26 protein-coding genes and 1 pseudogene are annotated in these 23,757 nt (G+C 66.8%); 13 read left to right on the top strand and 14 right to left on the bottom strand.

From position 1 onward, the window contains the following. The first annotated feature begins 236 nt into the window (after window positions 1-236). The 4 genes and pseudogenes from OVA11_RS14810 to OVA11_RS14795 form a co-directional block, all read left to right on the top strand. On the top strand, window positions 237-701 hold the full coding sequence (locus OVA11_RS14810; protein WP_268068989.1) for a (2Fe-2S)-binding protein: 465 nt from the start codon (window positions 237-239) through the stop codon (window positions 699-701). 2 nt (window positions 702-703) lie between these two features. Beyond that, window positions 704-2,878 (top strand): xanthine dehydrogenase family protein molybdopterin-binding subunit, encoded by a 2,175-nt coding sequence (locus OVA11_RS14805; protein ID WP_268068068.1) that lies wholly within the window; start codon window positions 704-706, stop codon window positions 2,876-2,878. A gap of 53 nt (window positions 2,879-2,931) precedes the next feature. After that, a complete protein-coding gene (gene upp / locus OVA11_RS14800) occupies window positions 2,932-3,561 on the top strand; it encodes a uracil phosphoribosyltransferase (RefSeq protein WP_268068067.1) in 630 nt (209 codons plus the stop codon). A gap of 16 nt (window positions 3,562-3,577) precedes the next feature. Continuing rightward, window positions 3,578-3,658: pseudogene (locus OVA11_RS14795) on the top strand (hypothetical protein); the annotation flags it as partial. Between the two features lie 60 nt (window positions 3,659-3,718). On the opposite strand, the gene OVA11_RS14790 reads toward OVA11_RS14795, so the two are convergent. The 7 genes from OVA11_RS14790 to OVA11_RS14760 form a co-directional block, all read right to left on the bottom strand. Further along, window positions 3,719-4,117, bottom strand: a complete 399-nt coding sequence (locus tag OVA11_RS14790; protein WP_012640452.1) for a Dabb family protein — start codon at window positions 4,115-4,117, stop codon at window positions 3,719-3,721. Window positions 4,118-4,158: 41 nt separating this feature from the next. Then, window positions 4,159-5,058, bottom strand: a complete 900-nt coding sequence (locus OVA11_RS14785; protein ID WP_268068066.1) for a 5'-methylthioadenosine/S-adenosylhomocysteine nucleosidase — start codon at window positions 5,056-5,058, stop codon at window positions 4,159-4,161. Window positions 5,059-5,138: 80 nt separating this feature from the next. After that, the gene (locus OVA11_RS14780) at window positions 5,139-6,416 is read right to left on the bottom strand and encodes a metal-dependent hydrolase family protein (protein WP_268068065.1); all 1,278 of its coding nucleotides are present in this window, start codon (window positions 6,414-6,416) and stop codon (window positions 5,139-5,141) included. 43 nt (window positions 6,417-6,459) lie between these two features. Next, window positions 6,460-6,897, bottom strand: coding sequence for an acetyltransferase (locus OVA11_RS14775; protein WP_268068064.1), 438 nt, complete (start codon window positions 6,895-6,897; stop codon window positions 6,460-6,462). Between the two features lie 121 nt (window positions 6,898-7,018). Next, complete coding sequence (locus OVA11_RS14770) at window positions 7,019-8,515, bottom strand: phosphomannomutase/phosphoglucomutase (RefSeq protein ID WP_268068063.1); 1,497 nt, start codon at window positions 8,513-8,515, stop codon at window positions 7,019-7,021. Between the two features lie 98 nt (window positions 8,516-8,613). Next, window positions 8,614-9,570, bottom strand: a complete 957-nt coding sequence (locus OVA11_RS14765; protein ID WP_268068062.1) for a KpsF/GutQ family sugar-phosphate isomerase — start codon at window positions 9,568-9,570, stop codon at window positions 8,614-8,616. Further along, window positions 9,567-9,782 carry a hypothetical protein gene (locus tag OVA11_RS14760; RefSeq protein WP_024265784.1) on the bottom strand — a complete coding sequence of 72 codons (216 nt, stop codon included), beginning with the start codon at window positions 9,780-9,782 and terminating at the stop codon, window positions 9,567-9,569. The genes OVA11_RS14765 and OVA11_RS14760 overlap by 4 nt, the downstream gene beginning before the upstream one ends. Before the next feature lie 160 nt (window positions 9,783-9,942). Between OVA11_RS14760 and gpmA the strand changes: the two genes are divergently transcribed. The 3 genes from gpmA to OVA11_RS14745 all read left to right on the top strand — a co-directional run bounded on the left by gpmA (window position 9,943) and on the right by OVA11_RS14745 (window position 13,376). Continuing rightward, complete coding sequence (gene gpmA / locus OVA11_RS14755; RefSeq protein WP_268068061.1) at window positions 9,943-10,656, top strand: 2,3-diphosphoglycerate-dependent phosphoglycerate mutase; 714 nt, start codon at window positions 9,943-9,945, stop codon at window positions 10,654-10,656. A gap of 92 nt (window positions 10,657-10,748) precedes the next feature. Continuing rightward, window positions 10,749-12,008: a pentapeptide repeat-containing protein gene (locus OVA11_RS14750; protein ID WP_268068060.1), complete on the top strand. Its 1,260-nt coding sequence runs from the start codon at window positions 10,749-10,751 to the stop codon at window positions 12,006-12,008. Between the two features lie 102 nt (window positions 12,009-12,110). Beyond that, window positions 12,111-13,376 carry a pentapeptide repeat-containing protein gene (locus OVA11_RS14745; RefSeq protein WP_268068059.1) on the top strand — a complete coding sequence of 422 codons (1,266 nt, stop codon included), beginning with the start codon at window positions 12,111-12,113 and terminating at the stop codon, window positions 13,374-13,376. A 78-nt stretch (window positions 13,377-13,454) separates the two neighbouring features. On the opposite strand, the gene OVA11_RS14740 is transcribed toward OVA11_RS14745, so the two are convergent. Then, window positions 13,455-13,913: an Hsp20 family protein gene (locus tag OVA11_RS14740; protein WP_268068058.1), complete on the bottom strand. Its 459-nt coding sequence runs from the start codon at window positions 13,911-13,913 to the stop codon at window positions 13,455-13,457. A gap of 231 nt (window positions 13,914-14,144) precedes the next feature. On the opposite strand from OVA11_RS14740, the gene OVA11_RS14735 reads away from it, so the two are divergent. From OVA11_RS14735 to OVA11_RS14715, 5 genes are all read left to right on the top strand, one after another. Further along, a complete protein-coding gene (locus OVA11_RS14735; RefSeq protein WP_010920118.1) occupies window positions 14,145-14,987 on the top strand; it encodes a class I SAM-dependent methyltransferase in 843 nt (280 codons plus the stop codon). Window positions 14,988-15,031: 44 nt separating this feature from the next. After that, window positions 15,032-15,928 (top strand): class I SAM-dependent methyltransferase, encoded by an 897-nt coding sequence (locus tag OVA11_RS14730; RefSeq protein ID WP_268068057.1) that lies wholly within the window; start codon window positions 15,032-15,034, stop codon window positions 15,926-15,928. Further along, window positions 15,925-16,590 carry a DUF2987 domain-containing protein gene (locus OVA11_RS14725; protein WP_268068056.1) on the top strand — a complete coding sequence of 222 codons (666 nt, stop codon included), beginning with the start codon at window positions 15,925-15,927 and terminating at the stop codon, window positions 16,588-16,590. Before OVA11_RS14730 ends, OVA11_RS14725 begins: the two co-directional genes overlap by 4 nt. An 85-nt stretch (window positions 16,591-16,675) precedes the next feature. After that, a complete protein-coding gene (locus OVA11_RS14720) occupies window positions 16,676-16,984 on the top strand; it encodes an SCP2 sterol-binding domain-containing protein (RefSeq protein WP_010920115.1) in 309 nt (102 codons plus the stop codon). 3 nt (window positions 16,985-16,987) lie between these two features. Continuing rightward, on the top strand, window positions 16,988-17,968 hold the full coding sequence (locus OVA11_RS14715; RefSeq protein WP_268068055.1) for an alpha/beta fold hydrolase: 981 nt from the start codon (window positions 16,988-16,990) through the stop codon (window positions 17,966-17,968). On the opposite strand, the gene hisN is transcribed toward OVA11_RS14715, so the two are convergent. Together hisN and OVA11_RS14705 are read right to left on the bottom strand one after the other, a co-directional pair. Further along, the gene (gene hisN / locus OVA11_RS14710; protein ID WP_268068054.1) at window positions 17,943-18,779 is read right to left on the bottom strand and encodes a histidinol-phosphatase; all 837 of its coding nucleotides are present in this window, start codon (window positions 18,777-18,779) and stop codon (window positions 17,943-17,945) included. The two genes, OVA11_RS14715 and hisN, sit on opposite strands and share 26 nt — an antisense overlap. Before the next feature lie 62 nt (window positions 18,780-18,841). Beyond that, a complete protein-coding gene (locus tag OVA11_RS14705) occupies window positions 18,842-19,237 on the bottom strand; it encodes a helix-turn-helix domain-containing protein (protein ID WP_268068053.1) in 396 nt (131 codons plus the stop codon). A 117-nt stretch (window positions 19,238-19,354) separates the two neighbouring features. Here OVA11_RS14705 and OVA11_RS14700 point away from each other — a divergent pair, with 117 nt between their 5' ends. After that, the gene (locus OVA11_RS14700; RefSeq protein WP_268068052.1) at window positions 19,355-20,299 is read left to right on the top strand and encodes a lysophospholipid acyltransferase family protein; all 945 of its coding nucleotides are present in this window, start codon (window positions 19,355-19,357) and stop codon (window positions 20,297-20,299) included. Here the strand turns inward: OVA11_RS14700 and OVA11_RS14695 are convergent. From OVA11_RS14695 to xseA, 4 genes are all read right to left on the bottom strand, one after another. Continuing rightward, window positions 20,296-20,814 (bottom strand): response regulator, encoded by a 519-nt coding sequence (locus tag OVA11_RS14695; protein WP_268068051.1) that lies wholly within the window; start codon window positions 20,812-20,814, stop codon window positions 20,296-20,298. The two genes, OVA11_RS14700 and OVA11_RS14695, sit on opposite strands and share 4 nt — an antisense overlap. 135 nt (window positions 20,815-20,949) lie before the next feature. Further along, a complete protein-coding gene (locus OVA11_RS14690) occupies window positions 20,950-21,801 on the bottom strand; it encodes a M23 family metallopeptidase (protein ID WP_268068050.1) in 852 nt (283 codons plus the stop codon). Further along, on the bottom strand, window positions 21,786-22,001 hold the full coding sequence (locus OVA11_RS14685) for a DUF2093 domain-containing protein (RefSeq protein ID WP_012640448.1): 216 nt from the start codon (window positions 21,999-22,001) through the stop codon (window positions 21,786-21,788). Before OVA11_RS14685 ends, OVA11_RS14690 begins: the two co-directional genes overlap by 16 nt. A 27-nt stretch (window positions 22,002-22,028) precedes the next feature. Beyond that, window positions 22,029-23,552, bottom strand: coding sequence for an exodeoxyribonuclease VII large subunit (xseA, locus tag OVA11_RS14680; RefSeq protein ID WP_268068049.1), 1,524 nt, complete (start codon window positions 23,550-23,552; stop codon window positions 22,029-22,031). Between the last annotated feature and the right edge of the window lie 205 nt (window positions 23,553-23,757).

Genomic DNA, 23,757 nt, shown 5'->3' with positions numbered 1-23,757 from the left:
TTGGGACGCAGCGGGCGATGACCCGGGCCCGGCGCTCGCCAAGGCGAGGCCCATACGCGACACGTCTGGCTTTGTCGCGGAAAAATGTCTTTGGGCGGATGATTAGCCCGGTCTGGCGTCGTCTTGCGAGGGGCGGGGCGCTTCCCAATTGCGACTCGCCACGCCACATTGGAGTTCAGAGCTTGAAAGCCGCCTCGGCGGCCGACCATCGCCACCCCAATCAGGAGCCTTTGACCATGGCCTTTACGCTGAGCGTCAACGGAGAAAGCCGCACGGCGGATGTCGATGGCGACACGCCGCTGCTGTGGGTGCTGCGCGATACGCTGGGTCTGGTCGGCGCCAAGTACGGCTGCGGCGCGGCGCTGTGCGGCGCCTGCACCGTGCATCTGGACGGCGCGCCGGTGCGCGCCTGCGTGACGCCGATCAGCGACGTGGGTCAGCAAAAGGTGACCACCATCGAGGGCGTGGGCAAGACGGCGGTCGGCGCCAAGGTCCAGGCGGCCTGGAAGGCGGTCGACACGCCCCAGTGCGGCTACTGCCAGGCGGGCCAGATCATGTCGGCCACGGCCCTGCTGGCCGCTACGCCCAAGCCGACTGACGAGGAGATCGACGCGGCGATGAACGGTAACCTCTGCCGCTGCGCCACCTACATCCGCATCAAGAAGGCGATCAAGGTCGCCGCCGGTCTGGAGAAGGCTTGATCATGGACGGCGAGATCCTGCGCGACCCGACCCGTCGCCTTGTCCTGCAATCGGGCGCGGCCCTCGGGGGCGGCCTGCTGCTCAGCTTCACCCTGTCGGCCGAAAGCCGCGCGGCGGGCGACACCAAGATCAACGCCTATGTCCGCATCGCGCCGGACGGCAAGGTGACCATCGCCTCCAAGGTTCCCGAGGTGGGGCAGGGGATCAAGACGGCCCTGCCGATGCTGATCGCCGAGGAGCTGGATGTCGACTGGTCGGCGGTCACGGTCGAGCAGGCCATCGCCGATACCAAGGTTTACGGACGCCAGGTGGCCGGCGGCAGCATGGCCACGACGCTGGAGTATGACGGCCTGCGCCGGGTGGGCGCGACGGTCCGCGCCCTGCTGATCGCCGCGGCCGCCGCGCGCTGGAACGTCCCGGCCGAGAGCCTGACGACCGAGCCGGGCGTCGTGGTCCACGCCGCCAGCAAGCGCCGCGCGTCCTACGGCGAGCTGGCGCAGGCCGCCGCGGCGCTCACCCCGCCCGACCCCAAATCGCTGACGCTCAAGGACCCCAAGGCCTTCCGGATCATCGGCAAGAGCCACAAGAGCCAGAACCTCGACGCGATCGTCACCGGCCAGCCGACCTACGGCATCGACGTGCGCCTTCCGGGCATGCTGTTCGCCACCTTCGCCAAGGCGCCGGTCTATGGGGCCAAGGTGGCGTCGGTCGATCTGGCGCCGGCCAAGGCGGTGAAGGGCGTCCGCGACGCCTTCGTCATCGAGGGCGGGACCAACCTGCAGGGGCTGTTGCCGGGCGTGGCCGTGGTGGCCGACAGCTGGTGGGCGGCGCGCAAGGGCCGTGAGGCGCTGCAGATCCAGTGGGCCGAGCACCCGACGGCCGGCCAGAGCACCGCGAGCTTCGCGGCCAAGGCGGCCGAACTGGCCGCCGCGCCGCCGCATCGCAACCTGCACAACGACGGGGATGTCGAGGCGGCGCTGAAGAGCGCTGCCAAGACCGTCAGCGCCGCCTACAGCTACCCCTTCATCGCTCATGCCGCGCTGGAGCCGCAGAACTGCACCGCGCAGGTCAAGGACGGCAAGGTTGAGATCTGGGCTCCGACCCAGAACCCCGAGTCCGGTCGCGCCCTGGTCGCGCGGGCGCTGAACGTCGATCCGTCGGCGATCACCATCCATCTGATCCGTGGCGGCGGCGGCTTTGGTCGCCGTCTGATGAACGACTACATGGTTGAGGCCGCCGCCATCGCTGCCAAGGTCAATGCGCCGGTCCAGCTGATCTGGACCCGCGAGGATGACATGCAACACGACTTCTATCGTCCGGGCGGCTGGCACAACCTGACCGCCGGTCTGGACGCCAAGGGCGCTCTGGTCGCCTGGAAGAACCACTTCATCACGTTTGGCGAAAGCGAGACCTTCAACACCGCCGCGGCGATGAACTCGACCCAGTTCCCGTGCCGGGCCGTGGCTAACTATCGTCACGACGTGTCGGTGATGCCGCTGGGCTTCCCGACCGGCTTCCTGCGTGCGCCGGGTAACAACGCCTTCGGCTTTGTGATCCAGAGCTTCACCGACGAGCTGGCCCTGGCCGCAGGCAAGGACCCCGTCGCCTTCCGTCGCGAGCTGCTGGGCGAGCCGCGCCTCCTGGGCGAGCCGGGCAAGGGCGACAGCTTCCACACCGGCCGCATGCGCGGCGTGCTCGACCTTGCGGCCGAGATGTCGGGCTGGGGGCGAAAGCTTCCCAAGGGCACGGGCCTGGGCGTGGCCTGCCACTACAGCCATCTGGGCTATGTGGCGGTGGTCATGCAGGTGACGGTCAAGGACGGCGCGGTGAAGGTCGACAAGGTCTGGGCCGCCGCCGATGTCGGCCGCCAGATCGTCAACCCCAGCGGGGCCGACCAGCAGATGCAGGGCTCGATCCTCGACGCCATCGGCAGCACGCTCTACCAGAGCATCACCTTCGAGAACGGCGCGGCGGTGAACAGCAATTTCGGCGACTTCCCACTGCTGCGCATGGCCGACGCGCCGCCCGTCGAGGTGCGTTACAAGCTGTCGGACAACAATCCGACGGGCCTTGGCGAGCCGGCCTATCCGCCGGCCCCGGCGGCCCTGTGCAACGCCATCTTCGCGGCGACCGGCAAACGCATCCGGTCCTTGCCGATCGGCGACCAACTGGCCTGATTTCGAGACACCGTGCTAGGAGCGTGGGCCTAAGCTCCTAGCCGGATTTTCCCATGTCTCAGGTCACCGTCGTCAGCCATCCGCTCGTCCAGCACAAGCTGACCAAGATGCGGGACAAGGCGACCTCGACGAAGACGTTCCGCGCCCTGATGCGCGAGACCGCGACGTTGATCTGCTATGAGGTCACCCGCGATCTGCCGATGGACGAGGTCCGGATCGAGACGCCTGTGGCGCCGACCACGGCCTATGAGATCGCCGGCAAGAAGCTGGTCTTTGCGCCGATCCTGCGCGCCGGCCTGGGCATGTGCGAGGGCATGCTGGACCTGGTCCCCTCGGCGCGGGTGGCGCACATCGGCCTCTATCGCGACCACGAGACGCTGGAGGCGGTCGAATACTATTTCAAGGCGCCCGAGGACATCGCCGGCCGCCTGGTCATCGTGGTCGATCCGATGCTGGCCACCGGCCACTCGGCCATCGCGGCGATCAGGCGCCTCAAGCACTATGGCGTGACCAACCTGCGCTTTGTCTGCCTGCTGGCCGCGCAGGCGGGCGTCGATGCGCTACGCGAGGCGCACCCGGACGTGCCGATCTGGACGGCCGCGATCGACCAGACGCTCAATGGCCACGGCTACATCGTGCCGGGGCTCGGCGACGCCGGCGACCGTACGTTCGGGACGCGGTAGCCGCTTACTCCTTCCGTGTCATCCCGGCCGGAGCGCAGCGCAGAGCCGGGACCCAGGGGCGGCGCGTACAGCGCTCTTGCAACCCCTGGGTCCCGGATAGCCTCTGCGAGGCTTCCGGGATGACACGGGATTTTTAGAGGCCGGGGCGTCCGTCCTTTCAGACCGACATCGAGTCGTAGACCACCACCTTGCTCCACAGATGGCTGCAATCGGCCACGAACTTCTGGAGCAGCGGGTGGTCCCGGTAGCGCTTCTGGTCCTCGACGCTCTTGAAGACCATGAGCTCGGAGACATCGTAGCTGTTGTCGACGACGTCGCGCTTCTCGGTCGCAGCAGGCACGCCGACGTGCAGTTGCTGGATGACGTCGATGGCCTTCAGCGCCTTCAGCCCCGCGATCAGTTTGTCCCGATCAGCCTTGTCGCCCGGGTTCTTCAGCCAGAAGAAGACCTGGTGAAACAGCATGGGCGCGTCAGGCGCGGCGCTGGCCGGCGTCGCCAGCGTCGCGCCGGCGACGAGGGCGCCCGAGATGAGGACGCGGCGATCGAAAGACGACATGGTTTGCTCCTCCGGGGTCTGAACTCAAGACGTTCGGAAATCTAGGGCAAGGCCTTGACGAACGCCTTCACCACCGTGGCCGAGTTATCCGAGGCCAGGGCCATGAAGGTGTGCATCTCGTTGGCGCCCGCGCCGCCGCCGGCCAGGTCCGACAGGCTGCGGAAGGCGATGAACGGGGTCTTGTTGACCAGGGCCACATGGGCGACGGCCGCGCTCTCCATGTCGACCACCCGGGCTTCGAAGGTGGCGCGCAGGTATTTGCGGTAGGCGGCGTTGTCGAGGAACACAGAGGCCGAGACGCCGTTGCCGCCGATGACGACCTTCGGCGGATGGAGCAGGCATTTGTCGGCCGCGCAGCGCTGGAGCGAGACGTCCGCCGCGACCTTGCGGGCGGTATCCAGCAAGGCCGCATCGGCCGGGAACCAGACCCGGGCCGGCGTGCCCAGGGCGTCGCCCGGCATATGGATGCCGCGCGGGAAGATCATCCCGTAGTTGGCCAGGGTCGTCGTGCGGATGCTGGGAGAGATCTCGAAGCCCTTGTCGGTCTCGCGCGCGAAGGCGCTCTCCAGGTTCTGGGCCCACTGGTCGGCGACCACGACGTCGCCGATGTCGAGGCTCTCATCGACGCCGCCCGCAATGCCGGAGAAGACGATGCGGGTGATGTTGAAACGGTCCAGCGCCATCTGAGTGGTCATGGCCGCGTTGACCATCGACACCCCGCTGAGGAACACCACCACCGGCTTGCCCTCGAGCTGGCCGGTCATGAACCGCACGCCGTTGACCTCGTAGGCCTTGTGCTCGGCGGTGGCGGCGTTCAGCGCCCCGATCTCCGGCGGAAAGGCCGAGATGACCGCCACGCGCGGCGTCTCGTCCAGCTTCTGCGCCAGGGCGGGCGAGGCGATCAGGCAAAGGCAGGCCAGGACGAGAGCGGACAGGCGCATGGCGACTCCTTCAGGCGACAAGCCTTGCTTAGCGGGCCGTGTGAACGGTCCCAAGCGCAACAAGGCGTTCGCCGCGACGATCAGGGACGAACGACGATTTTTCCGGCCTTCATCACCAGAACGACATCGCGCGTGGCCTCGATGGTCCGCGTCGGATCGCCCTTCACCGCGACGAGGTCGGCGAGGTAGCCGGATTTGATTTGGCCGAGATCGTTGGCCCGGCCCAGGACCTTTGCGTCCACCGCCGTGGCCGTGAGCAGCGCCTGGGCGGGCGTCAAACCGTAGCGGACCAGCCAAACCAGCTCGCGCGCATTGTCGCCGTGCTTGAAGACGCCGACATCGCTGCCCATGCCGATGGTTACGCCAGCCTTGACCGCCAGGCGGAACGCGCGCTCGGCCGCCTGCATCGCCGGGGTCGGGGCCGTCTTGCCCGCGACATAGCCGCCGAAATAGGTCGAGGTGCTCTCGACCGCCGTCAGGGTCGGGAAGAACACGACACCCTTTTCGGCCATCAGCTTGAAGGTGGCTTCCGAGCCGCCATAGCCGTGCTCGATCGTATCGACCCCGGCCAGGATCGCGCGACGCATCCCTTCATCGCTGGCTGCGTGGGCCGACACAGGGCGGCCGCTGGAATGCGCGGTCTCGACCAGGGCCTTCAACTCCTCGACGCTGAACGTCGGCTGCGTCGAACCGTCCGGCCCGATGCGGTAGTCGGCATAGACCTTGATCCAGTCTGCGCCGGCCCCGGACTGTTCGCGCACAGCCTTGACCACCTCGAGAACGCCGCTGGCTTCCTGCGCGCCCTGCGGGATCTCCGCCTCGGGATTGTAGTTTTTCCGGGCCGGGCCATAGGCGCCGGTGGCGACAATGGCCTGGGTCGTCACGAAGAGGCGCGGGCCTGGGATCAGGCCATCATTGATCGCCTTCTTCAGGGGAACGTCCGCCGTGCCCGCGCCCTCGGTGCCAAGATCGCGCAAGGTTGTGAACCCGGCCTCCAGCGTGGCCTTGGCCTGCATCGCCGCGCGGAGAGTTCGGTAGCTCGGCGTTTCCTTCAGCACCTGATCATCCCACGAGGCTTCGTTGTAGGGATGCAGGAACAGGTGGCTGTGCAGGTCCATCAGGCCTGGGATCAGCGTCGCGCCCGGTAGCTCGACAACTTCCGCGCCGGACTCCCCGATCTGCGCGGCCGGGCCGACGGCGGCGATCTTTCCGTCCCTGACCAACACGGCCCAGCCTTCGCGCGGCGGCCCGGCGTTCTCCGCCGTCCAGACCTTGTCGGGCTTCAGGAGGATCGATGGTCCCGCGGACGCGAGCCCGGGGCTGAGCAGGAGGGCGAGGGCGGTCAGAATGCGGCGCATCGGAGACTCTGGGCTGGGACGCCGCAGCTAAGCCGAGTTCGGGTCAAACGCCAAAGCGTAGATGAATCAGCGGATAGGCTCGTCCCTGACCGTCCGTCGCCGACCAGCCGGTCCGTTCGAAGCCCATGTGTTCGTAGAAGCCGAGCGCCTGGAGGTTCTGCTCGTTGACGTCTGTGGTCAGGACTGGGTGCACCGCCAGGGCGTATTCGATCAGCATGCGCCCCACGCCCGCATCCCGATGCTCGGGGTCTATGAACAGCGCTTCCATATGGGCGCCGTCGATCAGCAGGAAGCCGACGGGGCGATCGCGGCGGTCCACCGCCACCGTCAGCGGCGCGTAGGGCAGGAACGCCTCGACCTCCCGACCGATCGCGGCGCGATCCTCCGGCGAGAGGAAGTCATGCGTCGCATCCACGGCGGCCGCCCAGATCTCGATGACGCGTGGGCCGTCTTCGGGGCGGGAAGGGCGGAGCTTGATCATGACAAGTGTCTTGGTTCGTAAACCTCGCCCTTAGACAGGCTCGGGGTGAGGTTTTCTAGTGCGGCGCTGAACATAGCCCTCACCCTGAGCTTGTCGAAGGGGGAGGACGACGGCCGCCCGCTCAGATTTCCTGATTGTACTTGCCGACCCGGTCGCCGAGGCGCGGCTTGACCTCCTGGCGGAAGAGGGCGCGCATGTCGTCTTCGGACCGGGTGCTCTCGACCACCACCACGACCTCGGGTTTGTTCGACGAGGCGCGGACCAGCACCCACGAGCCATCCTCCAGGTGGACGCGCACGCCATTGACCGTGATCACCTCGGTTATCTTGCGGCCCAAGATCGAGCCGCCGGCGGCGAACAGGTCCTCGTATTCCTTCACCACGTCGGCCACGACGCCGTACTTCACCTCGTCGCCGCAGTGCGGGCTCATGGTCAGCGAGGTGAAGGCGACGGGGAGGGCCTTGCGCATGTCCGACAGCTTCAGGCCCGGATTGCGGTCCAGCATGGCCAGGATGGCGGCGGCGGCGGTCAGGCCGCAGTCATAGCCGTAGCCCAGTTCGCCGTTCATGAAGAAGTGGCCGCTCTTCTCGAAGCCGGCCAGGGCGCCCAGTTCGGCGCTCTTGCGCTTGATGTAGCTGTGGCCGGTCTTCCAGTAGATGACCTTGCAGCCATGGGCAGCCAGGATCGGGTCGGTGGCGTAGAGGCCCGTGGACTTCACATCCACGACGAAGGTCGCGCCGGGATGCAGCGGCGCCAGATCCCGCGCCAGCATCAGGCCGATCTTGTCGGCGAAGATCTCCTCGCCCTCGTCGTCTACGACGCCGCAGCGGTCGCCGTCGCCGTCGAAGCCGAACGCCAGGTCCGCGCCGGTTTCACGGACGGCGTGGGCCATCGCGTGCAGCATCTCGGCGTCTTCGGGGTTCGGGTTGTACTTGGGGAAGGTGAAGTCCAGGTCGGTGTCCATCGGGACCACCTCAGCCACACCCATCTTCTGCAGGGCCTCGACCACGAAGGCGCCGGCCGTGCCGTTGCCGCAGGCGGCGATGACTTTCAGGGGGCGCGTGACGCTGGCGCGCTTGGCGACGTCGTCGATGTAGCGCTGGGCCTCGCCTTGCACCCGGACCAGCTTGCCGCCGTCGCGTTCCACGAACTTGGCGTTCAGCACGATGTCCTTCAGGCGGCTCATCTCGTCGGGGCCGAAGGTCAGGGGCTTCTGGGCGCCCATCTTCACGCCGGTCCAGCCGTTCTCGTTGTGGCTGGCGGTGACCATGGCCACGCACGGAATGTCGAGGTCGAACTGGGCGAAATAGGCGGTGGGCGACAGGGCGAGGCCAATGTCATGCACTTCGCAGCCGGCGCCGATCAGGCCCAGGATCAGGGCGTTCTTGATCGAGGTCGAGTATGAGCGGAAGTCGTGGCCGACCACGATCTTCGATTGGCCCAGCTCGTGGATGTAGGTCCCAAGACCCAGACCCAGGGCCTGCACGCCCAGGAGATTGATCTCCGGCCCAAACAGCCAGCGTGCGTCGTACTCGCGAAAGCCCGTCGCCTTGACCAGGGGCTCGTTTTCGTAGGCGGCCGTATTGGGAACCAGATCGGCGCGGGGCGCGGAGAACATTGAAGGCTCGCTTCAGTTTTTACAGGGGCGCATTAGCTATCTCTTTCGCAGACGGCTATCGCGTTCACATGAAGAAGTTTACAGTCGTTGATTGTGATCTAGATCACACCCGCGCGAAGCAGGTCGTGCACATGCAGAATGCCGACGGGGCGTTCGCGCTCGACGACGAAAAGCACGGTGATCCGCCGCTCGTTCATAACCTTCAGCGCTTCGGCGGCCAGGGCGCCGGGGCCGATGGTCAGGGGAGCGTGCGTCATGACCTCGCCGGCGGTGTGGGTCAGCAGCCCATCCATGTGTCGACGCAGATCGCCGTCCGTGATCAAGCCACTGAGGCGACCCGCCTCATCAACAACGCCGACCGCGCCGAAACGCTTTTCGCTCATGACCAGCAAAGCGTCGGGCATGGCGGCGTCTGCAGCGATCAGGGGAAGCTCATCGGCGCCGTGCATCAGGTCGCCGACCGTGCGCAGCATCGCGCCGAGCTTGCCGCCGGGGTGGAAGACGCGGAAGTCGCTGGCGGTGAAGCCGCGCCGCTCCAGCAGGGCTACGGCGATCGCGTCGCCCAGCGCGATCTGTAGGGTGGTCGACGTGGTCGGTGCGTTCACTTCCGCCGTCCCCTCGGGCGCGTCGGGGAGCAGCAGCAGGATGTCACCCGCCTGACCGAGCGGGCTGTCGGCCACGGCGGTCATGGCGAGCAGCGGGATCGAGAAGCGCTTGGCGTACGCCAGGGTGTCGGCCAGTTCGCGGCCGGCGCCCGACTTGGACAGCGCCAGAACCACGTCGTCGGGCCCGATCATGCCCAGGTCGCCGTGCGAGGCTTCGGCGGGGTGGACGAACATCGCCTGGGTGCCGGTCGAGGCGAGGGTGGCGGCGATCTTCCGCGCCACATGCCCCGACTTGCCCATGCCCGTGCAGACGACGCGACCCTTGGCGTTGAAGATCGTCTCGACCGCATTGGCGAAGGCCTCGCCAAGCGAGTCGGCGAGGACGCGCAGCGCATCGGCTTCTACGGCGAGGACGCGGCGGCCGACCTGAACAGCGTCGAAGTCGCTCATTGCGAAAGCTGATCCATGGCCTCGACAGCCTTCTTCGCCGCCTCGTCCCGACGGCGCGCCGAGTCCTTTTCCCGCTGAATTTTGGCCTTCATCTCCGGGGTCTGCTGAACGGGCGTGTGGCCGAAGGGGCCCCAGGAGCGGTCGCCCTGGCCCTGGGGCCAGACGAGGGAGAGGGCGATCAGCGCGGCGGCGATGAGTCCCATGAGAGGCATGAAGATGCGATCAGGCATGGCTCGCCTATAGCACGCGCGGCGGCCTGGGGGAGGGGGCGCGCACCGGGCTGATCGCGTCCTTGGCCGCTTCGGCGCTTGACGCTGAAGCGGGCTGGCCTTAGCCCGCCCTGGTATTGCCCTGATCTCCGAAGGAAGCCCGATGCCGACGCTCGTCCTGCTCCGCCATGGCCAAAGCCAGTGGAACCTGGAAAACCGCTTCACCGGCTGGGTCGACGTCGACCTGACCGCCGAGGGCGAGGCCCAGGCTCGGAAGGGGGGCGAACTGATCGCCGCAGCGGGCATCGAGATCGACCGCTTGTTCACCTCGGTTCAGACCCGCGCCATCCGCACGGGCAATCTGGCGCTGGACGCCGCCAAGCAGAGCTTCATCCCCGTGACTAAGGACTGGCGCCTGAACGAGCGTCACTACGGCGGGCTGACGGGCCTGAACAAGGCAGAGACCGCCGAAAAGCACGGCGTCGAGCAGGTGACCATCTGGCGCCGTTCGTACGATATCCCGCCGCCGCAACTGGCGCCGGGGGGCGAGTACGACTTCAGCAAGGACCGCCGCTACAAGGGCGCAAGCCTGCCCAGCACGGAAAGCCTGGCGACGACGCTGGTCCGCGTTCTGCCCTACTGGGAAAGCGACATCGCTCCGCATCTCAAGGCCGGCGAGACTGTGCTGATCGCCGCCCACGGCAACTCGTTGCGCGCCATCGTCAAGCACCTGTTCAACGTGCCGGACGACCAGATCGTCGGGGTGGAGATTCCGACCGGCAATCCGCTGGTGATCGACCTGGATGCTGCATTGAAGCCGACCGGCGCGCGCTACCTGGACGACAGTCGGGCTGAAGCGCTTCCCAAAGTTGGTTAAAGCGCCGAAAGCTTAAGCGGAAGGTGTTGGAAACACGGCGTTAATTTTGCTCTGCGCAAGGTGTCGCGTTAACTCGGGACACCCAGCGAGCCATGAGCGCCGCCGCCAGCACGCCACAAGAATACAAGCGCCTGACGCAGTACGAAGTGGACGTCATCTGCGCCAAGCACGACCGTCTGTGGTCGGCGCGGATGGGAGGCGCGCGCGCGGTGTTCGCGTTCTGCGACCTGTCTGGCCTCTCCGTGCCGGGGCGCAATCTCTGCGACGCCGATTTCACCGGCGCTATTCTCGTCGGCTGTGACCTGCGAAAAGCCAAGCTGGACAACGCCAACTTCTATGGCGCGGATCTGCAAGGCGCCGACTTGACCGACGCCTCGTTGCGGCGGGCTGACCTGCGCGGATCCAGTCTGCGCGGCGCCAACCTGACCGGCGCCGACATGTTCGAGGCCGACCTGCGGGAAGGCACGATCGCCGCCGCCGACCGCAAGGAAGGTTATCGCGTCATCGAACCGACCCAGCGCGAAGCCTTCGCGGCCGGGGCGAACCTGTCGGGCGCCAACCTCGAGCGTTCGCGCCTGTCGGGCATCGTCGCGACAAAGGCGGACTTCAGCGACGCGATCCTGAAGGACGCCAAGCTGGTGCGGGCCAACCTCAAACAGGCCAATTTCAACGGCGCCAACCTTGCGGGGGCCGATCTTTCCGGGGCCAACCTCGCCGGCGCTGATCTGCGCAACGCCGTGCTGGTTGGGGCCAAGACCCTGTCCTGGAACGTCAACGACACTAATATGGACGGCGCGTTGACCGACAAGCCGTCGGGCACAAGCGTCTCTGACCTGCCGTATGAGCAGATGATCGCTGACCACGCGCGATGGATCGAGACCGGCGGGGGCGAGGGTAAGCCCTCGGTGTTCGACAAGGCCGATCTGCGGAATCTGCGATCCATCCGTGGCTTCAATCTCACGGCCCTGTCGGCGAAGGGGGCGGTGTTCTACGGCCTCGACATGGAAGGCGTGCAGATGCAGGGCGCGCAGTTGGATGGCGCCGATCTGCGAGCCTGTAACCTGCGCCGCGCCGACCTGCGGGGTGCGCGGTTGAAGGGCGCCAAGCTGACGGGAGCGGACCTGCGTGACGCCCAGCTGGGGCCGCTGCTCATCGCAGCCGACCGCTTGCTGCCGGTCGATCTGACGGGGGCGATTCTTACCAACGCCGACCTCGCGCGCGCCGACCTGCGACAGGCCCGAATGGCCGGCGCGGATGTCTCGCGCGCCAACTTTACCGGCGCGCAGCTACGCGACCTGGATCTGACCGGCGCCATCCGGCTGGCGGCGCGCGGCCTGGATGATGTCATCTAAGAAATATTTTGCGACAATCCGACGCAGTCTTAACGCTTCGCTCGTTGGTCGGCGTTAGAGTCCCCGTAACCAAGAGAACAAAGTCATACGGGGAAATTCGTTATGAACGCCGCGCAGAGCGTGGCCGGGCGACGCCGCCTGAGCCAAGCCGAGCTCGACATGATCGTAACGGCGCACGAGAAATTCGTTACCGGCAAGCAGGGGGGTAAGCGGGCTTCGCTCCGTTTCGTCCAGCTGTCGGGCCTAGATCTGTCGTTTCGGAACCTGGTCGATGCGGACCTTTCCGCCTCGGTCCTCGAGGGCTGCCGCATGGTCCGCACCAAGCTGGACCGGGCGAGCCTGTTTGGCTGTGATCTGCGCAAGAGCGACATGCGCCAGGCGTCCATGGTCCGCGCCGACCTGCGCGGCGCTTGCCTGCGCGGCGCCAACCTCGCCCAGGCGGATCTGACCCAGGCCGACTTCCGAGAGGGCCAGATCGCCATTCCCCATCCCCGGAAGGGTCTCGATACGCTGCGCCATGAAACGCGTCAGGGCGAGGCCGACGAGGTCAACTTCTCCGGGGCCACGCTGGACGGCTCGCAGTTCGAGGGCGTCTCCGCCTTCAAGGCCGACTTCAGCGATTGCTCGCTCAGGGGCGCCAAGCTCTCGGGCGCGAATCTCAAGGAAGCCAACCTGTGCGGCGCGATCCTCGACGGCGCCGACGTCAAAGGAACCAACCTCGAAGGCGCCAACCTGTCGGGAGCGGTCATGGCCGGGGTCGACACCTCGACCGCACGGGTCAGCGGCGCTCACATGAACGGGACCCTCAAGGCCGCCAGCCGCGAGGCCTTGGCTCGGGCCGAAGAACTCCTGCGTCGCTGCGTCGACAATCAGCGTTGGTGTCAGACGGGCGGACGGGAAGGCTCGGCGGCGCGCCTGGATGGCGAGGATCTGCGTCCGCTCGCCGACAAGCTCAAGGGTCTTCGGCTGACCGCCATGAGCGCCAAGGGCGCCTGCATGATCGGTCTTGATCTGTCGGGCGCGCAATTGCAGGGCGCCAATCTTCAGAACGCCGATCTTCGGGCGGCCAATCTGCGTGGGGCCGACCTGCGTGGCGCCAAGCTGGCGGGCGCCAACCTGACCAAGGCGGATCTGCGGCAAGCAGTCCTGTCGCCTTTGCCGCTGGGGCCGGAGCGTCGGACTCAGTCGAGCCTGCAGGCCGCGCGTCTGCGGTACGCGCTGTTGCAAACGGCGGATTTGAGCGAAGCCGTCCTCGATGGCGCCGATCTGCGCGGCGCGGACCTCACTGGCGCGCGGGTGGTCAAGACCAGTTTCCGGGACGTGGATCTCAGCCAGATCCAGGGCCTGGATCTTTCGATGCCGGACTGATCCCACGAAAAAGACGGCGCCTTTCGGCGCCGCCCAAGTTCAGAGGGGATTGGGAGACAGAAACAGCAGGGCTGCGGGCTACGCGGCCTTTTCGCCTTCGATCAGGGTCGAGGCCGCGGGCGTCTTGATCTCCACCGTGCGGGGCTTGAGCGCTTCGGGCAGTTCGCGCTTCAGCGCGATCGACAGCAGGCCGTTCGACAGATCGGCGTCAACCACCACCAGGTAGTCGGTCAGCTGGAACTTGCGCTCGAAGTTGCGCTCAGCCAAGCCGCGATGCAGGTACTGCTTGGCTTCGTCGTTGGCGGCCTTGCGGCCGGTGACGGTGAGCAGGTTTTCCTTCACCTCGACGTTCAGTTCTTCGGGCTTGAAGCCCGCCACCGCGATCTCGATGCGGTACTCGTTCTCGCCGGTGCGTTCGATATTGTAGGGGGGATAGCCCGAGGCCGCTTCGTTACGCGCGGCGGCGTCCAGCTGGTCGGCGAGGCGGTCAAAGCCGACGAGCGAGCGGTACAGGGGCGAAAGGTCGATCGTACGCATAGGGTCAGATCCTTCTCATCAAGCAAGGTCTCAAGGGTTTCGTCCCTTCGGCGACCCGAAATCGGCGTCGCCTGTGGTCCGGAAGGCCCGGTCATCCAGCGCCTTCGTTGATGTAGTTGGTGTGCGGATTTTCGGGTTCAAGGGGCGCCAACTCATAGAACGTGAATCGTTTGACGCGCCGATAACCATGGCTAAGGTCGCCGCTCCCATCCGACCGAAGGACACTTCCCCATGCCGCTTCGTCGCCAAGTTCTGCTTCTGGCCGCCGCTTTCACTCTGTCCGCGCCGGCCGCCTTCGCCGCCACCGACGCCGCCCTGAAGGCTGCGATCGCCTCGCCGACCCGCCCCGCCGCCGACGTCGCTCGCGACGGCGCCCGTCATCCGTATGAGAGCCTGATCTTCTGGGGTCTCAAGCCCAAGCAGACCGTGATCGAGGTCTCGCCTGGCGGCGGCTACTGGACCGCGATCCTGGCGCCCTACGCCAAGGCCACCGGTGGAACCTACGTGGCCGGCGTCGCCGATCTGGCCAATCCGAAGCTGTCGGAAGGCGCCCGCAAGGGGCGGGCGGACTTCGAAGCCCGCTTCGCCGACGAAGCCAAGTACGGCAAGCCGCAGTTTGCGAACTTCGGTCCGGTGTCGGGTCCGCTCGGCGCGCCGGGCTCGGCCGACATCGTGCTGACGGCCCGCAACGTCCATAACTGGACCGTGCAGCCGGGCGTCGCCGACAAGGTCTTCGCCGACTTCTTCGCGGTGCTCAAGCCGGGCGGCGTGCTGGCGGTCGAGGAGCACCGCGCCGATCCGCGCTCGGAGAAGGCCGCCGGCGCTGACGGCTATCTCAACACCGCCACGGTGATCGCCATCGCCGAGAAGGCCGGCTTCAAGCTGGACGCTCAGTCCGAGATCAACGCCAACCCCAAGGACACCAAAGACCATCCGTTCGGGGTGTGGACCCTGCCGCCGGTGAAGCGCACTGCGCCGGGCGGCCAGCCCGCCGATCCGAACTTTGACCGCAGCAAGTACGACGCCATCGGTGAAAGCGACCGGATGACCCTGCGCTTCCGCAAGCCGGCCTGACTTTCGCCAAGGTCTGTCGCCAGGCTTTTCCGCGCTGTGGGGGAATGATGGATCCAGTTCAACTGTGGTCGCGGCGAAGCTTGGTGGCGGGCGTCGGCGCCTTGGCCTTGGCGTCGTGCGGAAAAAAGGACGACCCGGCGAAGGCGGAGGCCAAGGCCGCCGCCAAGGCCGGGCCGAACACGATCGAGGCGGCGGTGGCGGGAAATTGGCGTCCGCCGGCCGACCGCGCGCGCGACGTTTGGCGTCACCCTGTCGAAAGCCTGAAATTCTGGGAGCTTAAGCCCGGTCAGACCGTGGTCGAGTTCTGGCCGGGCGCCGGCTGGTACACCGACATCCTCGCGCCCTTCCTGGCCGACACGCGCGGTAAGCTCTACGAGGCCTTGCTGGAAACCACCGGACCCGCTGATCCGGCGACTGCGGGGATTGTCGAGGGGTTCCAGCGTAAGCTGGCAGAGAAAAAGAAGGTCTACGGCGAGGTCGCGTTTACGGCCTTTGGGCCCACCAGCGGCCCGGTCGCGCCGGACGGCAGCGCGGACCTCGTGCTGTTCCTGCGTAACCTGCACAACTGGATGGCCGGCGGCATCGCCGAGAAGGCGTTCAAGGACGCCCTGGCGGCGCTCAAGCCCGGCGGCATTCTCGGGATCGAAGAACATCGCGGCCAGCCGGGCCGCGTGCAGGACGTCCTGGCCGAGGATGGCTATGTCCAGCAGGACTACGTCATCCAGATGGCCAAGGAGGCCGGTTTCGTTCTGATCGGGACCAGCGAGATCAACGCCAATCCCAAGGATACCAAGGACCATCCCTTCGGGGTCTGGACCCTGCCGCCGACGCGCCTGTCGGCGCCGCGCGGCGAGCCGGCCGAGCCGGGTTTCGACCATTCCAAATATGATGCGATCGGGGAGAGCGACCGCATGACCTTGAAGTTCGCGAAACCGAAATGAAGAACGCCTTCTCTTATCCTCTCGCCGCCGCAGCCTCGGCGATCATGCTGACCGCCGCGCCGATCGCTCATGCGCAGGAGGTTCAGAACGTGCCTGCGGCGAAGCTGTTTCCCTATCTTGAGGCCTTCCTGAAGGTCCCCGCTCACGAGCGCCGCCAGGTCAAGGTGTCCTACCGTTTGCGGAGCGCTAACAATGCGCCGATCCAGGCGACCCTGGTGGACGCTACGGGGGGACGGTTGCCTCTGTCTGTTGACGAAAGGGGCATCTTCACCAAGCTCCCGACCCTGGCTCAGTTGCAGGCAAAGCCCACTGTCGAACTCAAGGCGGCCAAGGACTCGAAGTTTAGCCTCAACATGAGCTTCATGCCCGTGTTGCGCTCAGCAACCGAGTATGAGGCTCGCGAGCTGGCGGGCGTCGTCGCCGAGGGAAACACCGTCATCGGCAAGGCTGGGGGCATTCTGGCGATGGCGGCGCCGAAGATGACCGGCATCGAGTTCCCCAAGTCTGAGTCGGGTGTCGCTGTCTTCGGAGATGGCCGCACCCAGCCGCTGCCGCTTTCGGACGGCATGCCGGTTTTTCGTCCTGATCAACTCAAGGGAGCGGTGAAGGTTCGCCTTGCGAAACCGCCTTCGACTCCCGACTTTAACAGCAAGAAGAAATGATCTTGGTCGTCTGAACGGTGTTTACTTATCCGTGTCAGCCGGTCTAGCTTTTCACCAAACCACAAGCGCAGAGGGAGATCGCGCCATGGCCACCATCCAGGAACTCACCGACAAGATCAAAACCGCCGTCGGCGACGACAGCGGCCTGGGCAAGTCCCTGAAGTTCGACCTGAAGGACGCGGGCGTCATCCACATCGATGGCGGCTCGGTCACCAACGAAGACAAGCCCGCCGACCTGACCATGACCCTGGCCCTGGACGACCTGGTCGCCATGGGCGAAGGCAAGCTGGACCCGACGATGGCCGTCATGACCGGCAAGCTGAAGCTGTCGGACATGGGCGTGGCCATGGGCCTGCAGCCCAAGATGGGCGCTCTGTTCGCCAAGCTCCGCTAAGTCATGGCGACACCGGCGCCTCTGGTCTCGATTCCCGAGGCCCCGGTTCCCGACCACGGCAAGGCTGAATGGTTCCGCGGCGCGGATGGGGCGACCCTCCGCGCCGCGACGTTTTTCCCGGTAGGCCCCGCCCGGGGTTCGGTGGTGCTCAGCCCCGGACGCAGCGAGCCGCTTGAGAAGTATTTCGAGGTCGTCGAAGACCTTTTGGCGCGCGATTTCGCCGTCTTGCTGCATGACTGGCGAGGGCAGGGGCTGTCAGCCCGCGCCTTGCCGGACCGCCTCAAGGGGCACGCCCGAGGCTTCAAGACCTTCGTTTCCGACCACAAGGCGCTGCTCGACACGTTCGAGGCGCGGATGCCCAAACCATGGGTGGCGGTCAGCCACTCGATGGGCGGTTGCCTGACGACCCTGGCCCTGGCCCAGGGTGAGACACGTTTCGCCGCCGCCGTGCTGTCGGCGCCGATGCTGGGCCTGAACACCGCAGGCGTGCCGCCTTGGCTGGCGCGGCCTCTGGCTTTCGTGATGTCGCGGGTGGGTTTGGCCGGCGAGTACGTGCAGACGCCCTACGACCCGCTGACCCAGACCTTTCAGGGCGACGGTCTTACCCACGACGAGAGGCGCTATGATCGCTACCAGGCGCAACTGCGCGCCCACCCTGAGATCGCTCTGGGGGGCATGACCTGGGGCTGGGCTGATTTCGCCATCTCAGCGTGCGCGTGGCTCAGGCGCAGCAAGTCGGTCGAAGCGATCACGATTCCGGTGACCATTCTCGGCGCCGAACTCGACAACCGCGTGCTGAACGCCGACTCCGAGTCGATCGCACGGCGTATCCCGAAGGGGCGCTATGTCGAGGTCGCCGGGGCCTTCCACGAGATCCTGGTCGAGACCGACGCCCGCCGCGCGCTGTTCTGGCAGGCCTTCGACGAGACGGTCGATCCGATCGCCCCGCGCGAACCGCTTATTTCGCCGAACGTCTCAGACTGACCAGCGCCTCGTCGAGCGGGCGGCGATCACCCGAGATGACCATCTGGCCACCGTTCGGGCCGACGGGCTCGCCGCGCCAGTTTGTGACCATGCCGCCGGCGCCCTCGATCAGGGGGATGGCCGCCTCGATGTCCCAGGATTTCAGGCCCGCTTCGATGACCATGTCCATCTTGCCCATGGCGACCATGGCGTAGGCGTAGGCGTCGCAGCCCAGGCGCGCCAGCTTGGCGGCCGCGCGGACCTGTAGCCAGGCCCCGCGCTCGGCGCCGTCGAAACAGGCGTCGGGATCGGTGGTGGCGATGACGGCGTCATTGATGTTGGCGCACTCGCGCACGCGGATCGGCCGTGCTTCGCCGCCCGAGACCAGGCGCGCGCCGCCGGCGTGGCCGACGAAGATCTCATTGACGTAAGGCTGGCCGATCGAGCCCAGCACCGGACGTCCTTCGTGGCGAAGGCCGATCAAGGTAGTCCAGAGCGGCAGGCCCGCGATAAAGGCTCGCGTGCCGTCGATCGGGTCGAGCACCCAGACGAACTCGGCGTCGGGGCGGTCTTCGCCATACTCCTCGCCGATCACGCCGTGATCGGGAAAACGCTCGGCGATCAGCGCGCGAATGGCCGCCTCGGCGCCGCGATCGGCCTCGGTGACCGGATCGAAGGCGGCGTGGGTGTCGCGCGGCAGGTTCTTGCCTGCGCCCTTGTCCTCAAGGCCATGGTCGGCCCGGAACAGCGGCAGGATCACCTCCGCCGAAGCCCGGTTCAGGTCGAGGATGAAGGCGTCGAGCGCCGTGAGCCGATCAGCGGAAAGCGTCATGGGCGGGGATTTAACCTCCCCGCCGCAGGTACGCTACCAGTGACTGTACGCGGTGGTCGACTTTAGGCGTCGGCGTGCTCGGCGCCGCCGTTCAGCGACTTGGCCAGATCCAGCAGGCGACGGCGCGGACGCTCGCCCAGCAGGTAGTAGGCCCGGATCAGATCCAGGGTTTCCTTGCGCGCGAACATCTCGCCGCCTTCGGTCGACTCGCTGGTCGCCTCGCGACGGGTGTCCGACAGGCCATCGTAGAAGTAGCCGACCGGGACCTCGAGCGCTTCGGACAGCTGCCACAGCCGCGCGGCCGAGATGCGGTTGGCGCCGCACTCATACTTTTGGATCTGCTGAAAGCGCACGCCGACCGTGCCGGCCAGTTGCTGCTGGGTGAGACCCAGCAGACGACGGCGGCGACGCAGGCGCTTGCCCAGGTGAACGTCGATGTCGTTGCCCATGGAAGCCATGCCCCCTTGTTTCTCCCGACCCGTCCCGAAACGGAACGGTCTGGCTTGGCAGCCGCAAGTCGCGTGCCGGGCGAGACTCCGTTGCGCGAGGCGTGCGCGAGAGCCTACTAAGACCGCATGTCTGAAAAGCGTCAGCCTTGGGTCCAGGACCTGTTGTGGCGGTTGGAAGCCCTGGGCTTCGACCTGTTTATCGGCGCTGTGCGCCTGATGGGCGTGGATCGCGCGTCGGACTTTGGCGGCTGGCTCGGGCGGACGTTCGGGCCGATGAGCGGGGCGCACAAGGTCGCCAGTCGCAATCTGAAACTGGCGTTTCCAGACAAGGACGCGGCTTGGCACGAGACGATCCTGCGCGAGCAATGGGACGGTCTGGGCCGCTCGTTCGCTGAGTTTCCGCTGATGGACAAGATTCTCCCGTCCACCGGCCGCGTTGAAGTGGTGGGCAAGGAGCGCCTCGTCGAGATCGCCGAGAACAGGATCCCGGTCGTGTTCGTTTCGGGACACCTGTCGAACTGGGAGGTGATGCCGGCGGCCATCGTCGACAGCGGGGTGATCTGCGAGATGACCTATCGCGCCGCCAACAACCCCTATGTCGACAAGCGGATCAAGGAGAGCCGGTTCCGCTATGGCGTCCGCCTGTTCGCGCCGAAGGGTGGCGACGGCGCGCGGGAGCTGCTGGAAGGCATGAAGCAGGGCAAATCCGTGGCCCTGATGAACGACCAGAAGTTCAACAGCGGCGTCGCCGCACCATTCTTCGGTCATCTCGCACATACGGCGCCCGGCCCGACGCGCCTGGCGATCCGCTTTGGCACGGTGCTTCAGCCGATGTCGGTACAACGTCTGAAGGGCGCGCGGTTCCGGGCGGTGGTCCATGATCCGATCGTTCCGCCCAAGACCGGCGATCGGACAGCCGATATCGAAGCCGGCGTTCGGATGATCAACGCGTTCATGGAGGATCGCATTCGCGAGCGCCCTGCCGAGTGGTTCTGGGTCCATCGGCGCTGGCCCAACGAGGTCTACGCCGCGCTGGCTGAACGTGAGCGCGCCGCAGAGCCGTCCAGCTAGATTTCGAGGGTCGGGGCGGCGGCGTCCTTCTCGCCCGAGCGACGGAACGGACCCTGGTGCTGCGGGTCCACACGGCGTCGGCGGCAGGGGCCGAAATAGTCCGGCGACCGGATGAACGGGCGCGGATGGAAGATCACGGTGTTGATGCGATCCAAGAGAGACCGCGCCGTGACCGGTTTCACCACGATCTCGGTGACGCCGGCGTCGCGCGCCTCGAACACCCGATGCCGCTCGGCGAAGCCGGTCAGCATGATGATCGGCAGGTAGGGGTCGACCGTGTCGGGCGAGTTGCGGACGAGCTGGGTGAACATCACGCCGTCGAGCGGGTTCATCTTGAAGTCGACGATGGCGATATCGGTCTGCCAGTCGCGAAGAATCTGCAGCGCCTCGGCGCCGTCCATCGCTTCCCGGATATGCCGAACACCGACGCCCTTGAGGATCGCCGAGACGATCGAGCGGATGTGCTGGTTATCGTCCACCAGCAAAAAACGCAGCTTTTCGAGCACCGCCGACATGCGGGAGCCGTCTCCTCAAGGATCTCGCGGGATGACCGAAGTCGATGGTCGCTCCCCCGCGACATCGGCTTTTGATATCGGCGGCATAGCTAACGAATGATTGAAACTCTCGCCAGGGGCGAATTGATCCCAGCGTTAGCCGAGAAGCGGGCCTGCGCCGACCAGAAGCGACGGGTCCATGTTCCGTCCCCGCCATTTCATCCGCCAGCACAGATGCGGTCCGGTAGCCCGGCCTTCCTTGCCGGTCAGGGCCAGCTCGTCACCTCGTCTCACGTAAGTCCCGGGAGAAACGAGGATTTTTGACAGGTGGAGATAGGCGGTCACCAAGCCTTGGCCGTGATCCAGCAGCAGCAGGCCGCCTTCGAAGTGCAGTCCGGTCTCGGCGAAAGCCACAATCGCCGACGCCGGCGATCGTACCGGAGTCCCCACGGGGACGGCCAGGTCAACCCCATAATGGGGACGCCTTGCCTCGCCATTGAGGATCCGTTGGCCGCCAAACCGTGCAGAGCGGCGCGCGCCCACAACCGGAAGTATGAATCCCTCGCGGAAGCCTTCGATGTCTGCCTGGCTGGCGAAGCCGGCGACTTTGCGTGTGTTCTCGGCGGCGAGCCGTTCCAGCAAGGCCGGGTCCGTCGGAGACACCTGTTCGGGGGGCAGCCCGTCGATCCGTTGGATGTCGAAGTCGCCGAGGGCGATGGCGCGTTCGTCCACGGCGGAACCATCGGGCGTGGTCACCGTCAGGACCGAGGTCGGCGGGGCGTCACGATCGAAGCCGATGACGAACCAGCCATCGGCCGAGGCGGTCGTCTGCACAAGGCCGTCGAGGTCGATCATCGCGCGCGGTGCGGTGCGTCCGACGGCGTAGCCGCCCTGGACGAACTTGCCCGAAAGCGAGAGGCCCGGCGCGGCGGCGCGCGCCAGGCCAGATAGGCCCAAGGTCAGCGGAAGCGCGGTCAGGACCGCGCGGCGGCTCAGGCCCCCTGCCAACGCTTCAGCGCCTCGGCGGGTCCGGCATAGGCCTCCTGGTGCTCGGGGCTCCAGTAGCGCAGGGCCTCCAGAGGGATCTGCTTGTTGCTCACCGCGCACAGCACGAAGCGGCCGGGCGAGAGCACGGCGTACTCGCCGTCGCCATAGTGCAGGACGGCCAGGCCATCGGACTTGCCGAGATCACGATCGAAAGCGTTCATGGAACCACTCTACGCCAAGCCGCCGTTTCAGAACAGGTCGCCTTGACCCGCCGACGGCGCGGCGGACTTGGCGCGCGGCTTACTGACGGGCGCCGGCGGAGTCGGCGGCGGAACAAGGCCGCCTTCGCCGTCGATGACCGCGTCACGCTCGCCGCTCTTGAACTTCAGGCTCACGCGCTCACCGGAGACGAGGTCGGCCGCCGATCGGGCGATGGTTTGATCCGCCTTTCGGACCAGGGCGAAGCCCAGCTCCAGCGGACGTTCGGGATTCAGCGACTGGCGCAGCTTTTCCAAGTTCGCGAGCCGGTCGGCGTCGCGTTGCAGTCGGCGTCGGCCGGCCGCGTTCAGGCGCTCCCAAAGCGCCGGCAGGCGGGCGTGCTGGGCCACGCGGTCAGGCGCGCGCCGCGCGGCGAGGTCCAGGCGCCGCGACAGATCCGCCAGGCGCTCGGCTTTCAATGCGCGTTGGCGGCCCAGCGTCTCGGGCGTCAGGCGCGCGGTGACCTTGAGCAGATCCTGGGCGTGGACGGCGGTGTTGCGCTGCAGGGCTGCGTCCAGGCGGCCCGAGGCGATGTCGAAGCGCTGTTGGGCCAGGGCCAGTATGTCGTCGGGACGGGGCAGACCGCGAGCGGCGCTGACCAGGCGCGTGCGGCGCTCCTCGACGGTGCGGGCGCCGCAGCGGTTCAGGCGGCGATCGAGATCCGAGATCAGGGCGCGCAACTCGGCCAGCACCGGCGTGGCCATCTCGGCGGCCGCCGTCGGGGTGGGCGCGCGGCGGTCCGAGACGAAGTCGATCAGGGTGGTGTCGGTCTCGTGACCGACGGCCGAGATCAGCGGGATGGTCCCTTCGGCCACCGTGCGCGCCAGGCCTTCGTCGTTGAAGGCCCAGAGGTCTTCGACCGATCCGCCGCCCCGCGCGACGATCAGGACGTCGGGGCGTGGGACGGGCCCGCCCGGCTGGATGGCGTTGAAGCCTCGGATCGCGGCGCTGACCTGGCCGGCGGCGGCGTCGCCTTGCACCACGCACGGCCAGACCAGCACTTGGCAGGGCCAGCGGTCACGGATGCGGTGCAGGATGTCGCGGATGACCGCGCCGGTCGGGCTGGTGATCACGCCGACCACGGCGGGCATCGAGGGCAGGGGGCGCTTGCGCTCCGGCGCGAACAGGCCCTCGGCGGCCAGCTTGGCCTTCAGGCGCTCCAGCTGCGCCAAGAGGGCGCCGACGCCGGCGGCCTCCATGCTGTCGATGACGATCTGGTAGCGAGAGCCGGCCGGATAGGTGGTGATCTTGCCGGTGACGATCACCTCGAGCCCGTGCTCGGGCCTCACCCCCAGGCCTCGCACATTGCCCTTCCAGACCACGCCGTCGATCGCGGACTTGTCGTCCTTGAGGGTCAGATAGACGTGGCCGTTGGAGTGGTGCGTGACTTTGGAGAGCTCCCCGCGCAGCCGCACGAAGCCGTAGCGGTCCTCCAGCGTGCGCTTCAAGGCGAAGGCCAGCTCGGAGACCGAATAAGGCGGCGCGTTGGAATCGGAGGGCGGCAGATCGCTCATGGGAGCGTTTTAGGGGGGAAGTTGGGGGAGGTCATCGGCCTTCTCAGCCCGCCTCAACCTCGTCATCCCGCGCTTTATGCGCGGGACCCATCGTTCAGCCGCCACGTGAGAGTATCGTCCTGCTCCGCACATGCGGCGGACAAATGGGTCCCGCGAACAAGTCGCGGGATGACGGTTAAGGCCGACCTCCAGAAATGAGAAATCC

The organism is Caulobacter sp. SL161, from assembly GCF_026672375.1.
Lineage (GTDB): Bacteria > Pseudomonadota > Alphaproteobacteria > Caulobacterales > Caulobacteraceae > Caulobacter.
Note: the sequence above shows the minus strand (reverse complement) of the source record. Positions and strands in the feature narration are given on the sequence as shown.

Excerpts from the sequence above, each read along its gene's own strand:
- OVA11_RS14810 (WP_268068989.1), top strand. The coding sequence starts at position 237 with ATGGCCTTTACGCTGAGCGTCAACGGAGAAAGCCGCACGGCGGATGTC.
- OVA11_RS14805 (WP_268068068.1), top strand. The coding sequence starts at position 704 with ATGGACGGCGAGATCCTGCGCGACCCGACCCGTCGCCTTGTCCTGCAA.
- upp (WP_268068067.1), top strand. The coding sequence starts at position 2,932 with ATGTCTCAGGTCACCGTCGTCAGCCATCCGCTCGTCCAGCACAAGCTG.
- OVA11_RS14790 (WP_012640452.1), bottom strand. The coding sequence starts at position 4,117 with ATGTCGTCTTTCGATCGCCGCGTCCTCATCTCGGGCGCCCTCGTCGCC.
- OVA11_RS14785 (WP_268068066.1), bottom strand. The coding sequence starts at position 5,058 with ATGCGCCTGTCCGCTCTCGTCCTGGCCTGCCTTTGCCTGATCGCCTCG.
- OVA11_RS14780 (WP_268068065.1), bottom strand. The coding sequence starts at position 6,416 with ATGCGCCGCATTCTGACCGCCCTCGCCCTCCTGCTCAGCCCCGGGCTC.
- OVA11_RS14775 (WP_268068064.1), bottom strand. The coding sequence starts at position 6,897 with ATGATCAAGCTCCGCCCTTCCCGCCCCGAAGACGGCCCACGCGTCATC.
- OVA11_RS14770 (WP_268068063.1), bottom strand. The coding sequence starts at position 8,515 with ATGTTCTCCGCGCCCCGCGCCGATCTGGTTCCCAATACGGCCGCCTAC.
- OVA11_RS14765 (WP_268068062.1), bottom strand. The coding sequence starts at position 9,570 with ATGAGCGACTTCGACGCTGTTCAGGTCGGCCGCCGCGTCCTCGCCGTA.
- OVA11_RS14760 (WP_024265784.1), bottom strand. The coding sequence starts at position 9,782 with ATGCCTCTCATGGGACTCATCGCCGCCGCGCTGATCGCCCTCTCCCTC.
- gpmA (WP_268068061.1), top strand. The coding sequence starts at position 9,943 with ATGCCGACGCTCGTCCTGCTCCGCCATGGCCAAAGCCAGTGGAACCTG.
- OVA11_RS14750 (WP_268068060.1), top strand. The coding sequence starts at position 10,749 with ATGAGCGCCGCCGCCAGCACGCCACAAGAATACAAGCGCCTGACGCAG.
- OVA11_RS14745 (WP_268068059.1), top strand. The coding sequence starts at position 12,111 with ATGAACGCCGCGCAGAGCGTGGCCGGGCGACGCCGCCTGAGCCAAGCC.
- OVA11_RS14740 (WP_268068058.1), bottom strand. The coding sequence starts at position 13,913 with ATGCGTACGATCGACCTTTCGCCCCTGTACCGCTCGCTCGTCGGCTTT.
- OVA11_RS14735 (WP_010920118.1), top strand. The coding sequence starts at position 14,145 with ATGCCGCTTCGTCGCCAAGTTCTGCTTCTGGCCGCCGCTTTCACTCTG.
- OVA11_RS14730 (WP_268068057.1), top strand. The coding sequence starts at position 15,032 with ATGATGGATCCAGTTCAACTGTGGTCGCGGCGAAGCTTGGTGGCGGGC.
- OVA11_RS14725 (WP_268068056.1), top strand. The coding sequence starts at position 15,925 with ATGAAGAACGCCTTCTCTTATCCTCTCGCCGCCGCAGCCTCGGCGATC.
- OVA11_RS14720 (WP_010920115.1), top strand. The coding sequence starts at position 16,676 with ATGGCCACCATCCAGGAACTCACCGACAAGATCAAAACCGCCGTCGGC.
- OVA11_RS14715 (WP_268068055.1), top strand. The coding sequence starts at position 16,988 with ATGGCGACACCGGCGCCTCTGGTCTCGATTCCCGAGGCCCCGGTTCCC.
- hisN (WP_268068054.1), bottom strand. The coding sequence starts at position 18,779 with ATGACGCTTTCCGCTGATCGGCTCACGGCGCTCGACGCCTTCATCCTC.
- OVA11_RS14705 (WP_268068053.1), bottom strand. The coding sequence starts at position 19,237 with ATGGCTTCCATGGGCAACGACATCGACGTTCACCTGGGCAAGCGCCTG.
- OVA11_RS14700 (WP_268068052.1), top strand. The coding sequence starts at position 19,355 with ATGTCTGAAAAGCGTCAGCCTTGGGTCCAGGACCTGTTGTGGCGGTTG.
- OVA11_RS14695 (WP_268068051.1), bottom strand. The coding sequence starts at position 20,814 with ATGTCGGCGGTGCTCGAAAAGCTGCGTTTTTTGCTGGTGGACGATAAC.
- OVA11_RS14685 (WP_012640448.1), bottom strand. The coding sequence starts at position 22,001 with ATGAACGCTTTCGATCGTGATCTCGGCAAGTCCGATGGCCTGGCCGTC.
- xseA (WP_268068049.1), bottom strand. The coding sequence starts at position 23,552 with ATGAGCGATCTGCCGCCCTCCGATTCCAACGCGCCGCCTTATTCGGTC.